This window comes from Massilia sp. 05N420, from assembly GCF_056397205.1.
In genome coordinates this window covers 35,877-51,006 of the sequence record NZ_JBFTMX010000021.1, presented here as the reverse complement: position 1 = coordinate 51,006, position 15,130 = coordinate 35,877, and the positions used below count along the sequence as shown (strand labels likewise).

Genomic DNA, 15,130 nt, shown 5'->3' with positions numbered 1-15,130 from the left:
TTTTGCAGCCCTGCTGGGCACCAGTTGCCAGTGCATTATTGCTACCTGCCAGATTCTGGGCGCGGTTCGGCCAGGTAGCCGATTTATGCTTGCTCTGCCACGCCGGTCATACCAAGTAAGCCGAGCAAGTCAGGGGCACCATTCATCAGATAGGCGATGCCACGATGCAAGTGTATTTTGAAGAACTGCTGTAGTTGCTCAGCCGGAACATTGTCCTCGTGGGCCCGCTGTAACATAACGGCCGTAATCGCTTCGTCGAGCGAGCCAGCAAACGTTTTCCAGCTCATTTCGACGTTGCTGTCGGTGACGATGTCTTCATGAGGCGGAATGGTGCGCTCAGCCAGAGAGGCCAGCAACGCCCATCTGCACAAGACATTCCATTGTTGGATACCAGTGCGGCGCTTGAGTGTGAGCAGTTGGTTTTTTGCCTTCTCGGAAACGCGAACGACATCGATAATCATAACAGTGCCTCGTCAAACACAAAATAACCCGGTTGAATTTCAGAGCTTTGGCGATCCTGGTTGTATTCGATCAAGTACTCATGTGACGTTAAACGCTCGAGCTTAGCGTATAAGCCTGCGTCGATCTCTTGGTCAGTCGACAACAAAATGACTTGCTTGCTCGCCTTCGGGAAATAGTTTTGCACGAGTTTAAGACGATGTTGCCCATCCAAACGACCCAAGGGCGTGTCGATGATCGCTGGCAGCTGTCTTCCCGACGCAGAACTCAAGCCCCGCAGGATCGACACAGCCAGCAGTTGGCGCTCGCCGGCCGAAAGTTGGTGGCTCGGTACTTGATTGCCACCATAGTCAAACAAGGCCAAGCGATAGTCGACAGGTGATATCTCGATCCGTTCAAACATCTTGGATTTGCGGGTAATGCTCTGGAAGCTCTCCAAGATCAAGCGCGATAAGCGTTCGACGTTGCGTTGTAAGACCTCGTCGCGGTAGCGGTGCAACGTTTCTTCGACTGCGCGCGCATGACGCAGCACGCGCTCATTGGTTTTATGTTTCGAGTCCTGATCGGCCAGCTCTAACAGGGTACGCTGGTAGTCGCGCTCAGCTTGTGCCACGGCTTTGGCACAGTCATCTTGCTGCTGCTTGAGCAGAGCCACCGCCCCTTTCGCTTGCTCATGCAGTTGCCGGTGCGACTCAAGCTTTGCACGCAAAGGTGCAAGCACTTCTGGATTCGGCATCGCAGCAAGCGTACGTTCGAAATCGCTTACCCGTTCGGTCAGTGCCTGATTGCGCTTTAATTCCTGCGTCACATCAGCACACAGCGCTTTATATTGCTCGTCCGTGTAGGGCGCGAGCGCGTCCGCAGGCAGGTTCAGATAGGCGGGCGCTTGGGCCGCAGCAACGCGAGCAGCACGGTCGCCCGCTAACCGTGCGGCCACCGCCTCTCTTACTGCAACGCTGACTTCGCTCTGGGTCAGCATGCTCAGTACCTCGGTATCGCGTGCTTCAATCTCACTCAACATCGTACGCGCCAACTGGGCATTGCTTTCCGATGTCAGTTGGGTGCGCGCTGCACGTAATAAGTCCTGTACAAGCAATAACGGTGCTTGGCCAGCAGCCAATTTGTCGCGTAAATAATTGTCATGGAGCTGTTTCTGCTGGTGCGCTTCATCACGCTGGGCTTCCACTGTCTGACTTTGTTCGGCCAATTCGCCACCCTGTTGCCGATACTTGTCCTCGGCCGCCTTGACCTCACCGGCGAGCTGCTGTGCGATCTCGCTCTGGCGCTCGACCTGGAGCTTCAAGTCTTGGGTTTGATCGCTGAGCGCTTGTAACGCGTCACGCTGGGTCTGCAACAAGGCTTGCGATTCTGGCTTAAGTTCATCCACGCGACGGCGACGCTGAATGATTTTGATGTCGGCAGCGAGCCGATCCACTACATCCAAGCCGAGCAGTGCATGAATACCTGTCCGAATAATGGCTGCGGCTGATTGTTCCTCGGCCAAGGCTTCGATCTTTTCGCCGTCGAAGAAGAAGAGCTCTGAGATCTGCGATGGAATAAAGTCCTCGACAAACTCGTTCCAGCGCTCAGACAACACCGCATCCAACACATCGTTACGCATGACTTCGAGTTTTTCGCGCGGCGTCTCGCTCCGACCGTTCCAGGAACGTATCACACGTATCGTTTGCCATCGTCCTTCGTGGTGATGGATGAACTCGAGCTCGAGCCCTGCACCCTCGTGCGGAGGCACGTAGCGATTAATCGTACTGCGCAAAAAATCAGGATAAGCCATGTTACCGCGCCCGGTACAACGCGCATGCTTTCCGTATAGAACCAACTGCAATCCATCGAGGAATGTGGTCTTGCCGGATCCGTTGAGTGCACCGAACAGCACGATTGGCTTGCCGTGCTCAGTCATCAAGTTGACTGCATGGCGTCCTTTATAGATTCCRAAATTATGCAGGACGAATTCTTTAAACAGCATTGTTTACTCTTCTACAGTGAGCTCGGCATCGTCGGCGACGATAGGAACGATTGGAATCGTCGATCGGACGAACTGAATTTCTTGCTTCTGGTTCGCTTGTTGCAGCATCCAATGGCGATGAACAGCGAATTCCACAGCTTCTTGCTCCCCATTGAAGGCGTGGGACTCCAACACGTCGTTGAGTTCATCGAATAGACCCGCCCGGCGTGCCGCATGCTGGTACTTACCTTCAACGGCCAAGAGCTGACGCACCAGGTGAAAATGCAACTGATCAGGGTCGTCTTTCGATGCCGCGGTGTCGCGCAACAGGTCGATATCAGCGGCATTGAACACTTGGCTTTCGTCGAGCGCTGGGGCCGGATACGGTGTGTTCATGACCTCTTCGTAAATGCGCGGCACGCTGTCTTCGATTTCATGTTTTTCAAATAGCCAAATGCGGCGGATCTCTTCCAAATCTTCCAACGTGACCAAGTCGAATTTCACGTTGTCTGGTGCCGTGTCATGCACTTGCCTCTGTGCTTTCAACAGCTCGCGCAACAGCGCTTCGCGGTAGGTCTGTTTGTAGGGGCCGTGCACCAGACGGTAAGCTTTTCCATCAGGATCCCGAGCGACGTATGGCTCGTCTGGATTGCCGACTTCCATCAGCGTCAACCGACCATCGATGCGCCGGAACTCGCGGTGCTCCCGATCATTTGTCGTTATGAGCCATTTATTGCGCAAGTTGAGTAGCGGCGTCATCCACTCTTTTTCGCTGTCGTTCTGGATCATCGCGTCCATCGATTTGTCTTGCGACACCATCGTGCACACATAGCAGCCAAAACGACTGTCACCACAGCTGGGCGTGGTGGAGTCGACGACCAATGGGCATTCGCCATCGGTCGTGGCGCCTTGGTACATGCCGAGCAGTTCGCTGTTGTCGAAGCCCCAGGGGTTCTTCTCCTGCATCAGGTAGACCCAGACGTCGTCGTTGGTCCAGTCTTCGATCGGAGTGAACACCCAGCTGCGGTCGAGTTGGCCGTTTCGGTTGAGCCATTCACGCGTACTGCCCTCGTGGCGTTTCATCGACGCGGCGCGCGATGCGCTCTCGGCCTTGCGCGTGCCGAGAACGACGATCGCTTCGCCGTTCTGCTGCTCGAGTCGTTTGATGAAGGTGTTCGACGGGCTGATCTTCAAACGGCTGGTGCACCACCGGAATTTCGGCCGCGGCGCCGGATAGCCTTTGCCGATCAGGTTGACCCAGAACCGATCCTTCACCTCTGGGGTCAAGCGATGGGGTCTGATCGGCAAATCCTGTTCCAAGGCAGCCGCTTCCATCACGCGGAGCGAATGCGCGACCCACTGAGCGACGATCGGATTTTCGACCAAGGTGTCGGTACTGATGACGTGCACGTCCTTGTGTAACTGCTCAGGCGCGAGCTGGCGCAGAGCCTTCCACACCAGCTGCAGTGTGGCAGTTGAGTCTTTACCGCCGCTGTAACCGATCACCCAAGGGATGGGGTCACTCAGGTACAGCTTTTTGACGATCTCCAGCCGCTCGACGACGGTTGCCTTGAAACCATGCTCGGCAAAGGCCGAGACGGATGTGGGTTTGTTACTTTCCATGTTGTCCTCGAAGGAAGGCATCCTCGGTACGTTGCTCATCCGGTCCCAAAGGAATCTGTAGATGTTTCTTGAGTTGATTGATCGTCAGCGCGACGTTGTTCGACGCTTTCGAGATCGTTCCCCCCAACATCGCTCGTCCTTCCCAGGTGCGAGCGTTCGAGCGCGACCAGTCCAGTGTGCGCAGTGGACTAAGTATGTCGTGCCATCCTTCTTTTGGCTGACGCAGCACGTGGTTCCCTACCGCTCCGATGGCTTGCAAAGCAACTGAGTGCGAATGGATGAAGTCCCGCCGCACGTCGCCAGCACTCAGACGTGATTCCTTGACGAGTTGCCATTCTGGAATATGAATGCTGACAGTGTCCCAATAGTCGGCACTTAGCTGGGCGATCTCATCCGTGTTCGATGTGTCGAAGCCGTCCAGCAAAGCCGAGTTCGCTGAGTAAATGGCGCTCAGAGTAAACAATTTTCGGGACCGCTCAGAAAGTGTGTTTCTTTCCATTTCGACCATGTCACAAAAAAACTTCGACCTCAGTACAATCAATTTAGTCAGTTGAGATCGTTGGTCGCGATGGTCATATAACAAACCGAGCGAGCGACTTGGACGGATTGCATAGCGGTTCAGGTCAGCAAACATCTGCTGGCAACGCTCAAGTCCGCGGTCCACGAAAAACACAACAGCAATGGTCTCGTCACCTAGACCTGGTTCAGATTTCAAGGCGAGCTCGATTGCTGCGCGGCGGTGCTGCCCATCATTAATGATGAATCGTGATTGCATATTGACATGCAATGTACCGATCAGGCTGGCGTGTGTTGTACCGGTAGCCGGAACAAAGCGGACGTTGCCATCGATCGATGCAGTAATTGCTGAGAAAGTGTAGCTCTTAAGATTGCTTAAGATATACTCGGCAATTTCCGGAACGCGTCCTTTGTTAAGCGTGCGTTGGGCGCGGAGCTCAGGATTGAGCTCGTCATCATCAAACAAAAAAATTTTAGGAATGAGCCTTAACGGGCACATTGATACGTAATACTCGCGTCCCGATTGCACCCCCTTAATGGAAGGGAACACATACTCGAAGGCTCCGTTCATGATTAGCGCTCCTTTGTTTGTGGCATAATAACACAAACACCACCCGAAAAACATACAAACTATGTCCGTTTACCTTGATTGCAACGCTACTACTCCAGTCGAATCCGAGGTATTAGAGTTGATGATGCGTTACCTGGGTGAGGATTACGGCAACGCTGGGAGCCGGACTCATGACTTTGGGATGCGTGCTAAGCAAGCTGTCGAGCGAGCTCGTGAACAGATCGCTGCCGTGGTAGCTGCCCGTCGTGAAGAAATCACTTTCACGAGCGGCGCAACGGAAAGTAATAACATGGTATTGCTCGGCTTGGCAAACAGGGTGGATGGCGCAACACGGCGCCACATCGTCTCCACGGCGATCGAACACAAGGCGGTGCTCGAGCCTCTTGAACAACTCGCTAAGCAAGGCTTCGAGGTCACCCTAATTCATCCAGACCAGTCTGGYCGGATTGACACGCAAGCAGTGTTGGACGCGGTGCGTCCGGATACTCTGCTGGTGAGCGTTATGCATGCGAATAATGAGACCGGCATCGTGCAACCGATTGAGGCCATCGCTGCCGGTTTGCCGGACGAGGTCTGGCTGCACGTTGACGCCGCGCAGACTTTTGGTAAACTCATCACTCCTTTGCAAAATCAGAGGATTGACCTGATCAGTGTTTCGGCCCACAAGGTCTTCGGGCCAAAGGGCGTTGGCGCGCTGATTAGCCGCCGGCGCAATGGAAACCGGCCACCTTTGTCTCCCTTGATGTTTGGCGGTGGTCAGGAGCGCGGCTTACGACCGGGCACGCAACCGGTGCACTTAATCGCCGGGTTTGGTATGGCAGCACGCTTGGCGTTGGATGAGCACGATCAGCGCCAGGCGGCGTGTCTGCGTTTCCGCGAAGAGGCAATGGCAGCGATGGCGCGACTTGGAGGCCAGTTCAATGGTGACCAAGAACACTGCTTACCGCACGTGCTCAACGTGTCACTGCCCGGTCTGAATTCGGAAGCGGCAATGGTCTCGCTCAAGGGCATATTGGCTTTATCGAATGGATCGGCCTGCACGTCGACGAGTTACGAACCCAGCCACGTGCTGGTGGCGATGGGGCTCGACCAAGAGCGTATCGACAGTGCGCTGCGTTTCTCCTGGTGCCATATGACGCCCACCGTCGATTGGCTGCACGTGTGCGAGGTCTTGCGCCGCATGATGTGATCGGTGCGCCGCCCGTGTGAGGACGACGTCGGTTGACCTACGACCACGGTTTGCGTTCGACCTTCGCCCACTCGGCTACAATCGACTTCCAGCAGCACGACGCTGTGCGTGAGCGACACGCCCTGTTCCGCTGCGCGACTGGAGGTCAACATGCGAGAGCCCTTTCAAGGTGCAGTCGGTAAGCGTGTCGCGGATCACCTGTACGCGCACGTTGCAGCGCTTTCCTCCTGGCCGCCGACATTGCGCGCGCTGGTCGACCACGCTGAATCGCTCGCCCAGCTGGTGGCCGGCGAACATTTTAATGTCGTCAAAATCCATGCCTCTGGCGAGCAGTTGTCCTTGTTGTCCTACGAGACGTTCGATGAGGCGCCCTTCCCCACACTGACCAAGAGCTGGCGCATCAGCTTGCATACGGACGGTGTCGTGTATCGCGATTACACGCAGTCGCGCAATCCACCGATCTTGCACCGCAAGGAAGCGTTGCTGCCACCGACCGATCCGCGCATCGAGCGCTGGGCTGAACTCACCCGCAGCGCCGAGGCCTTGGGGCTGTTCGATGACACGAGCCGGATCGGCTTTCGTGAACAATGGGCGGAACACATCGCGATCAAGGGTTACGCACTGATCGGCGACGAGTTCATCCCGCTGGCCAATGTCGCCGAGGCCGATGGCGGCGACGTTCTCGTCGATGGACCGGTACAGCGCCATTTGACCGCCTTGTCGCGGGCGAACCTGTCAGGGCCAGTCCAGGCGCTGTGGCGCCATGAACTCATCGACGCCGAGCGCAGTTTTTTCGATTACGGCTGCGGCAAAGGCGACGACGTGCGTGCTCTGCTCGAAAACGGTATCCAGGCTGCCGGCTGGGATCCGTATTTTCGCCCCGATGCCGAACGCCACACGGCCGACACGGTCAACCTGGGCTTCGTGATCAACGTAATCGAAGACCTCGACGAACGCATCCACGCCTTGCGAGGCGCCTATGGGTTGACGCGTGGGGTGCTGGCCGTGGCGGCCATGCTGGCCAGTCAGCAAGCGCCGGTCGGCCGTGCGCACCGGGATGGCTATCTCACGTCGCGCAACACCTTTCAAAAATATTTTTCGCAAGTCCAGCTGCGTGACTTCATCGAGCACGTACTGGACGAGGCCGCCATCGCGGTTGCGCCCGGAGTGTTCTTCGTCTTCAAGGACAAGCTGCTGGAACAACGCTTCCTGCGACGGCGCTACGGTGCACGCCACTCACACAGCCTCGCTCGGGGCTGGATTACGCCAGCGCGCCTTCCGCGTCCGCCCAGAGAACCGAGAACGCGGGTACCCAAACCCTCGCGTGAAGAAGCATTGGTGGCGCAACACCACGAGCTATTGCAAGCCTTGTGGTCGACCCACGTCCAGCTCGGGCGGCCGCCCCAGCTGGACGAGATCGCACCTTCTCTGGCCGAACGGCTCGACGTGGCGGCGCTGTCCTTGAACAAGGCCTCGAAGCTGGTCGAGGCGCATTTCGACCAGACCGAACCGCGTCGCGCCGAGCACCAGAAAGTCGACGACTTGATCGTGTTTGCGGCACTCGGACAATTCGGCAAACGCCAGGCGTATCGCGACCTCGACCCTACCTTGCAACGCGACGTGCGTTACCACTTTGGTGATTACGGCACCTGGCAAGCGCGTGCGCGAGCGACGCTGTACGCACTGACCGACCTGGACCGATTGAACGCGGCATGCGTCGACGCGGCCCAACGTGGTCTGGGATGGCTCGAAGACAGCCACTCGCTGCAGTTGCATACGGGTCTCGTGCCGAGACTCCCTGCCCTGCTCCGCGTCTATATCGGGTGCGCCACCCTGCTGGTGGGCGAATTGACCGATTTCGATCTGGTGAAGGTCCACATCCGCTCAGGCAAGCTGAGTCTGCTCAAGTTCGACGACTTTACTGGCAGCCCGGTTCCCAGCCTGATCCAACGCGTCAAAGTGAAACTGCGCGAGCTGGATCTGGACATTTTTAACTATGGCAGTGAATATCCCAGCCCCATGTTGCCGTGGAAGTCGCGCTTTATCAACGAAGAGTGCCTCGGTTATGCGGAACAGCTGGCGTTCGAGGAACAGCTCGTACGCTGTGGCCTGGGCGAACTCATGGCGGACAGTCCAGGCGTCGCGCACTTCCACGCGGCGCTGGCCTCGCGCCGCTGGCAGATCGACGGTTTCGGCTTGGTCCGCAGCCGAGACTTGCCGGACCTGGACGTCACTTGCAGCCGGTATTTCACCTATCGTCAGTTCATCGAGTGTGGCGAGACCCAGACACGGACCGACATACCGAATCGACCGCGGCAGTCTGACACGTACACGGCCCTGCACGAGTTGGCCAGCTCGGTTCTGGATCCAGTGGTCGACTACTTCGGCATGATCGAACTCACCTATGGGTTTTGTTCGGCCGAACTGGCACGTGCGATCCCGGGCCGGATCACGCCCAAGCTGGATCAGCACGCGGGACACGAGGTAACGCGGACCGGAGCGCCGATCTGCGATAGGGGCGGTGCTGCGTGCGATTTCCTAGTGACCGACGAGGACATGGAGGAAGTGGCGCTATGGGTGGCGGCCAATACCCCCTTCGACCGCATCTATTTCTATGGGAAGGATCGCCCAATCCACGTGAGCTATTCGGCGGCCCCTGCCCGGCAGTTTGTGAGGCTTAGTACTAATGCAGCGGGGATACGGGTGCCAAGAATCGATCGGGCAGTCCCAACCTTTAGTGTTAGCAAGTCTTGACGGTATTAGCTTTTCGAGCTCGATGACATCATGCCTCAGATCGAGGGAGCGGTCTGCACGTTGCAGTGATTGGCCTAACCATGTTGGATTCTTGATTCACTCAGCAAAATAAATAGCGATTTCAACATGGATGATTTCGCTTTTCAAACAGATCTTACCCAATGTTTCCCAAATCGTGATTATCGATCAGTCCCAGCTCAGTGCCCCACCGGTCTGGTACTCGGTCACGCGGGTCTCGAAGAAGTTGCGTTCCTTCTTCAGGTCGATCATCTCGCTCATCCACGGGAACGGATTCTCTTCGTTCGGGAACAGCGGATCAAGGCCGATCTGGACGGCGCGGCGGTTGGCGATGAAGCGCAGGTAGCCCTTGAACATCGCTGCGTTCAGGCCCAGCACGCCGCGCGGCATGGTGTCTTCGGCGTAGCGGTACTCGAGCTCGACGGCCTTCAGGAACAGTTCCTTGATCTCTTCCTTGAACGCCGCGGTCCACAGCTGCGGGTTTTCCATCTTGATCGTGTTGATCAGGTCGATGCCGAAATTGCAGTGCATCGACTCGTCGCGCAGGATGTACTGGTACTGCTCGGCGGCGCCGGTCATYTTRTTYTGRCGGCCSAGCGCCAGGATCTGGGTGAAGCCGACGTAGAAGAACAGGCCTTCCATCAGGCAGGCGAACACGATGATCGAKYKCAGCAGCTTCTGGTCGTTTTCCAGGGTGCCGGTCTKGAACTSCGGRTCGTTGATGACCTCGATGAACGGRATCAGGAACTGGTCCTTGTCGCGGATCGACGGGATYTCGTTGTAGGCGTTGAAGATTTCCTTCTCGTCCAGGCCSAGCGAYTCSACGATGTAYTGGTASGCRTGSGTGTGGATCGCYTCYTCGAARGCCTGGCGCAGCAGGTACTGGCGGCATTCCGGSGCCGTGATGTGGCGGTAGGTGCCCAGCACGATGTTGTTGGCGGCCAGCGAGTCGGCGGTGACGAAAAAGCCCAGGTTGCGCTTGACGATGCGGCGCTCGTCTTCGGTCAGGCCGTTGGGGTTCTTCCACAGCTCGATGTCGCGCTGCATGTTCACTTCCTGCGGCATCCAGTGGTTCGCGCAGCCGGCCAGGTATTTGTCCCAGGCCCACTTGTACTTGAACGGCACCAGCTGGTTGACGTCGGTTTTTGCATTGATGATGCGCTTGTCGTCCGCGTTCACGCGCTTGACGACGTCGGCGGCGCTGGCGTCTGTTTCGTTCGGCCCCGCAGCTTGCGCTCCCGACGGCTCTTCATCCCATGACAACATGACGCTTCTCCTGGAAAAGCTGGCGGTCAAGGACGGCCGCCAGCGATTGTAGACACCCGTAACTTCTTGGCGATTCGCGACGTGTTAGCACAGTTGAACCAGCTGTCTACCGCTCCCGGACCAATGCCTCATCCTGCGTGCCTTTCACGGGGGGCTGACGCGCGGATCGCGACTGGTTCACATGTTCCGGATAGACCTTAGGCCCGACCACTTCCCTGCCCTCTCGCAGCTGCTGGGTGATCAATGCTTTCCCGATCGCGACGAACTGATCTTCGTGTCCTGGCATGTGTGCTTCTGCGAATTTGCGAGCCGCGTCCAGCAGCGCGTAGGCTTGTACCAGCTCCGGATACTTCTTCACTACGAGCGTTGGCCTGTCGTTCGCAAACGCCGACAGCTTTTCATTCAGCTTCGGGTCCGCGGATTGCTCCAATGGCTTCGCAAGTGACGTTGGGGCCACCGTCCCCTGCTGGTGTACCGGCCCCGCCTCGATCGAGTTGCTCGGTTCGCCCTGCTGTAACTGCGCAAGGTCGAGTTCTGTCGGCTTGTAGCCAGCCACCTGCATGCCGTTGCGTGCTGCTTCCATCCACGCCGCCCGGCGAAAAGTCTCCGAGCCTTTCACCGTGACGCTGTTCCAGCCGCGTTCCTTGGCGATGTCGACCAGCGCACGGACGACTTCAGGATGTTCTCCCCTGGTCGCCAACTTGGCGCCCTTGTCGACGAATGCCGGGGACCGGTCGGGGAAGTAGTAGTCATTGTCGATGTTCAGGAAGCGCTTGCGTACCGACTCCGGTACGGCATTTGGTACAGGTGTCGCGGTCACATCTTGCTTGCTCTTTGATGCGGCAGCCGAGCGGGTTGCACCAGGCTGGTAGATGGAAACCTCCTCTACTGCTTGTCTGAATTCAGGCGCCTGCTTATCGAATTCTGCCCTGTACGCAGCTCCTGCTCGACGATTCTGCGCCACCACCGCAAGACCGAGCTTTTGAGCGACTGCGTCCTTTATCGAATGCAGTGCTCCGATATCCCTCTGTGTAGTTGTCGAAACCTGTTCAACGGTCGAGGAACTACCCTCATGCCCACGGAGCGCGCGAGACCGCTCCAGAAGTTGACGCAACAGCCGCGCGTCCTCTGCGTCGTGTAGTGCCTGCAGGTCGGCTTCACTGAACGGGTCCTTGCGAACCTGCGGACCGGCCTCGATCGAATTTTCCTTCTCCGCTTTGCCGCGCTTCGTACGGGCAGGCCTGGTAGATGTGCCCGGCTCGCGCTCATTCGGCAGCCCTCTTTCTTCCGGAGTCCGAGTCGAACGCTCCAAGCGCTCAAGCCGTAACGCGGACCGCTTTTGAAGCGCCTCCTGGTAGGCGACATGCTGCTGCATGAATGCGATACCTTCTGGCATTGGTACGGGGGCGGGAGGCAACGGCGGCAAGTCGGCGCCTTCCGGCCGTGGCGAACCTTCCTTTGCGTGGCTCGCGTCGCCGTGCCATTGTCCATCCGTCTGCGGTTCCGATTGGCCATCCTTTGCCTTCGGAACGCGACGGGAAGTACGTGTCTTCTTCGGCTTCGCCAATTCATCCTCTGCATCTGGCGCGGCCTTGCTCCTGGACGCCGAGGGCCGTTTCGGCTTGTCGTTCTCCGTGCCAGCACCCGCCAGCGCCGCCTTGGATTCCTGGTCGGCTACCGCCGGAATGGCGCTCGTGCTGGCGGCCCCGATCACATCGCTCTCTTTTTGCTGTTCGCTCATGTCATTGCTCCTGTGAGGATTCGACGGCTTTCATGAATGATTCGAATGCCTTGTGCAGGTCTTCGTCAGTGATCGGCTCTCCCTTCGGCAGTTCGACCTTGGTAAAGTCGACGGCATACCCAGTCAAGTCGAGGTTGACCAGCTTTCCGAAATCGGCCGGCGTAACCGTGCGCGCCGGCGACGGGCCTGCGGTGGCTTCAACGCTTACCTCTTCCGACTCAGTTGGCGCCTGCGGTACTTGAATCGAGATCGGCTTGATCGGTGACACAGGCAGGCTAGCCCGTCCTGCAAACAAGCCAAGCTTCCAGAACCAGATCTTCTTGCACAGGATCGGCAGCATCCCTTCGATAGCGATGATCTCGTTATGCTTCCCCATCTGTTTCACTTCCTGCGGATTCATCAGCGGCCTGGCCRACAGCGAAACGGTACTGCTGCCGCCATTCGATTTCGAGGAAAAGCTGAACCGCTGGCGCGAGCGCGACACCACCTCCGCCGTATAGGGACCGAGCATGCGTGAGATATCTTCGGCATACTTCTGTTCGCGTGGGGCGAAGATGACCGACGCGCCGCAGCAGCTTATGATCGTCTCGGCCCCGTCCGCGCCGTACACCTGGCGCAGCTGCGATACTGCCTGCACCAGAATGAATGGGCGCAGCCCGTAGCCGCCCATCAGCCCGATCGAATCCAGTACGATCGGCATGCGTCCCATCGCGGTGAACTCGTCCTTGATGACGGCCACCTCATACTTGAGGTCCGGGTCGTCTTCAGGCATCTTGTCCATGTTGCAGTCGTAGAGCTGTGTGAAGAACAGGTTGAGTAGCTGGCCTAGCCTGCCCAGGTCACCCGGATTCACGCCGAAATAGATCGATATCCGCTCGCGGCGCAGGTCGTACAGGTTGAAGGAATCGGCGCTCGTCGCCGCATCGATCATCGGGTTGGCCCAGAGCTGCAGCTTGGCCGTAAAGGTCTTCCGGATAGACGACTGCGTCTGCGGACTCAGGTTGATAAAGTCGTAGAGCATCCGCTTGCAGGTCGGCGACAGCGGCTGGCCGCTGGCGTCGCGTCTAGCGATCACGCCACGCCAGTGCTCACCGATGCCCTCGGCTTCCCCGTACATGATTTGCCGGAGCATTTCGCCCATCGTGCGCGGCAGCCTCGGCGTCTCGATGACGTAGAGTGCCAGACCGAGGAACAGGTCACGGCACGAGGCCGGCCAGAATGGATCACCGCTCGCTGGATCGGGCGACAGCATGTTGGCGATCTTCTGCAGCGCATTGATCCGCTGTGCCGGGTCGTCTGGCACGTAATAGCGCGAGATCGGGTTCCATTGCGCGGTTCGGCCATTCGGCGACAGCGGGTCGAAAAGGTAGACCTTGGAAAACAGCGAACGCCAGCCGGCCGTGATCCGGTAGCACTCCTTGCGCGTGTCGTTGATGACGAAGCTGCCCCGCCAGCTCAGCGCGTTCGGCTGTACCAGGCCGGCGCCCTTGCCGGTACGCGGCCCGGCGGCGCAAAAGGCACCCCGCTGCTCGCCCAGCTGGATCAACTTGCCGCCCAGGCCCATGAAGCCGCCCCAGCGGCCGAGCACCAGGCCATCGTCGTCGAACAGCCCGGCCGCGGTGACTTCCCGCCGCGTGGCAAACCGCGCATCGCCATGCAGCGATCGCTTGGCTGGCCGCATCAGGCCGATAATGATCGCTATCGTCGCGATCCAGCCTGCCGCAAGGCACATGACGAGCCAGCGGCGTGTGTATGGGTCGTCGCCGTACTGCTGCCAATACGCCACAACCGTGAACGGCGTGGCAGCGTGTGGCGGCAATGCCGGGCTGTGCAGCTTGATCAGGAAAAGGTAGCCGGCGAGGTAGAACGCGAGGACGACACCGCCGCCCAGCGCGCCGGCAAGGGCGAAGGCACGATGGCGTTCGCTGTCCGCAGGTGAAACGAGCATTTGAATCTCCTTAACCGAGTTGCCGCATCGCGAATGCGGGATCGAAGTACACCTCGGAGACAACGCGCCGACCGTCTGGCAACCGTTCCATCTGCACGACGACGTCTACGAGCGCATGAAGGGTCGTGGTGATGTCTGAGAGATCGAGCCCGCCACCCTCCTTGCTGCCCTTGATCATCAGGGCCAGGCGCCGGAAAGCGAGCTTCGCGCGCGTAGCGTGGACAGTCGTGATCGTCCCGGGGTGGCCGGAATTGAGCACGTTCTGGATGAAGAAGAACGACTCGTCGCCACGCAGCTCAGCCAGCAGCACGCGCTCGGGACGCATCCGCAACGCCGCTTCCAGCAGGTCGCGCGGGCCGAGCTTCGAGACGCCGTTGCCGCCCTTGGGGTAGAAAAGGTTGACCTGGTTCTCGTGCGGCAGGCGCATCTCGGGCACATCCTCGACCGTGACGATACGCTCCTGCAGGGGAATCAGGGCAGCCAGCGCATTGCCCAGCGTGGTCTTGCCCGAGCCGGTCGCGCCAGACGACACAATGTTCTTGCGATGGGCAACGGCGAGCGCAAGGAAGCGCTCCCATTCCCCCGAACGAAATAGCGCCAGCAGCTCGCGGTCGCAATCCGGCAAAGCGCTTTCGAGAGCTGCCCTCTCTTCCGATCCAAGCAGCAGCGACTGTTCGCGCCTGGCGCTTTCGAACGCCCCTGCATCGACCAGTTCGCGCAGGGCAAGCACCCGCGAACCGGGGCGGCGGATCGTGATCGACACGGTACCCGTCGGCACCGCCGGCGGGATGACGATCTGCACCCGCTGGCCGTCCGGCAGCTGGGCGCCGAGCAGCGGCTGCGCTTCCGTGATGTCCTGGCTCGATCGGTTGCGCAACAGCTTGGCCAGGTCCAGGCACCAGTCGAAGTCCAGCGCCGGCATTCGATGGGATTCCCACTTCCCACGCCGCTCGACGGCGACGATACCGGGCCGGTTGATGACGATTTCGGTCACGTCGGCATCGGTCAGGAAGCCAGACAAAGGCTCCAGCGCCAGCACGACCGTTGATTTTTCCTGTGGATTTTCGAACAGTACGTCCATG

10 protein-coding genes are annotated in these 15,130 nt (G+C 58.6%); 2 read left to right on the top strand and 8 right to left on the bottom strand.

The features are described from left to right. Positions 1 to 83: 83 nt before the first annotated feature. The 4 genes from dndE to dndB are packed head-to-tail and all read right to left on the bottom strand — an operon-like array spanning position 84 to position 5,132. Complete coding sequence (gene dndE / locus AC1DIX_RS15735; protein ID WP_477325562.1) at positions 84 to 461, bottom strand: DNA sulfur modification protein DndE; 378 nt, start codon at positions 459 to 461, stop codon at positions 84 to 86. Further along, on the bottom strand, positions 458 to 2,443 hold the full coding sequence (gene dndD / locus AC1DIX_RS15730; RefSeq protein WP_477325560.1) for a DNA sulfur modification protein DndD: 1,986 nt from the start codon (positions 2,441 to 2,443) through the stop codon (positions 458 to 460). The genes dndE and dndD overlap by 4 nt, the downstream gene beginning before the upstream one ends. Before the next feature lie 3 nt (positions 2,444 to 2,446). Continuing rightward, a complete protein-coding gene (dndC, locus tag AC1DIX_RS15725) occupies positions 2,447 to 4,045 on the bottom strand; it encodes a DNA phosphorothioation system sulfurtransferase DndC (RefSeq protein ID WP_477325558.1) in 1,599 nt (532 codons plus the stop codon). Further along, on the bottom strand, positions 4,035 to 5,132 hold the full coding sequence (dndB, locus tag AC1DIX_RS15720; protein ID WP_477325556.1) for a DNA sulfur modification protein DndB: 1,098 nt from the start codon (positions 5,130 to 5,132) through the stop codon (positions 4,035 to 4,037). Before dndB ends, dndC begins: the two co-directional genes overlap by 11 nt. A 61-nt stretch (positions 5,133 to 5,193) precedes the next feature. Here dndB and dndA point away from each other — a divergent pair, with 61 nt between their 5' ends. Both dndA and AC1DIX_RS15710 read left to right on the top strand, forming a co-directional pair. Then, positions 5,194 to 6,321, top strand: coding sequence for a cysteine desulfurase DndA (dndA, locus tag AC1DIX_RS15715; protein ID WP_477325554.1), 1,128 nt, complete (start codon positions 5,194 to 5,196; stop codon positions 6,319 to 6,321). A 108-nt stretch (positions 6,322 to 6,429) separates the two neighbouring features. Further along, positions 6,430 to 9,075 (top strand): DNA phosphorothioation-associated putative methyltransferase, encoded by a 2,646-nt coding sequence (locus AC1DIX_RS15710; RefSeq protein ID WP_477325552.1) that lies wholly within the window; start codon positions 6,430 to 6,432, stop codon positions 9,073 to 9,075. A gap of 186 nt (positions 9,076 to 9,261) precedes the next feature. On the opposite strand, the gene AC1DIX_RS15705 is transcribed toward AC1DIX_RS15710, so the two are convergent. The 4 genes from AC1DIX_RS15705 to virB11 all read right to left on the bottom strand — a co-directional run bounded on the left by AC1DIX_RS15705 (position 9,262) and on the right by virB11 (position 15,129). Next, positions 9,262 to 10,359: a ribonucleotide-diphosphate reductase subunit beta gene (locus AC1DIX_RS15705; protein WP_477325550.1), complete on the bottom strand. Its 1,098-nt coding sequence runs from the start codon at positions 10,357 to 10,359 to the stop codon at positions 9,262 to 9,264. 106 nt (positions 10,360 to 10,465) lie between these two features. Then, on the bottom strand, positions 10,466 to 12,100 hold the full coding sequence (locus AC1DIX_RS15700; RefSeq protein ID WP_477325548.1) for an LPD7 domain-containing protein: 1,635 nt from the start codon (positions 12,098 to 12,100) through the stop codon (positions 10,466 to 10,468). Between the two features lies 1 nt (position 12,101). Continuing rightward, on the bottom strand, positions 12,102 to 14,048 hold the full coding sequence (locus AC1DIX_RS15695) for a type IV secretory system conjugative DNA transfer family protein (RefSeq protein WP_477325546.1): 1,947 nt from the start codon (positions 14,046 to 14,048) through the stop codon (positions 12,102 to 12,104). 10 nt (positions 14,049 to 14,058) lie between these two features. Then, the gene (gene virB11, locus AC1DIX_RS15690) at positions 14,059 to 15,129 is read right to left on the bottom strand and encodes a P-type DNA transfer ATPase VirB11 (RefSeq protein WP_477325544.1); all 1,071 of its coding nucleotides are present in this window, start codon (positions 15,127 to 15,129) and stop codon (positions 14,059 to 14,061) included. Position 15,130 lies beyond the last annotated feature (1 nt).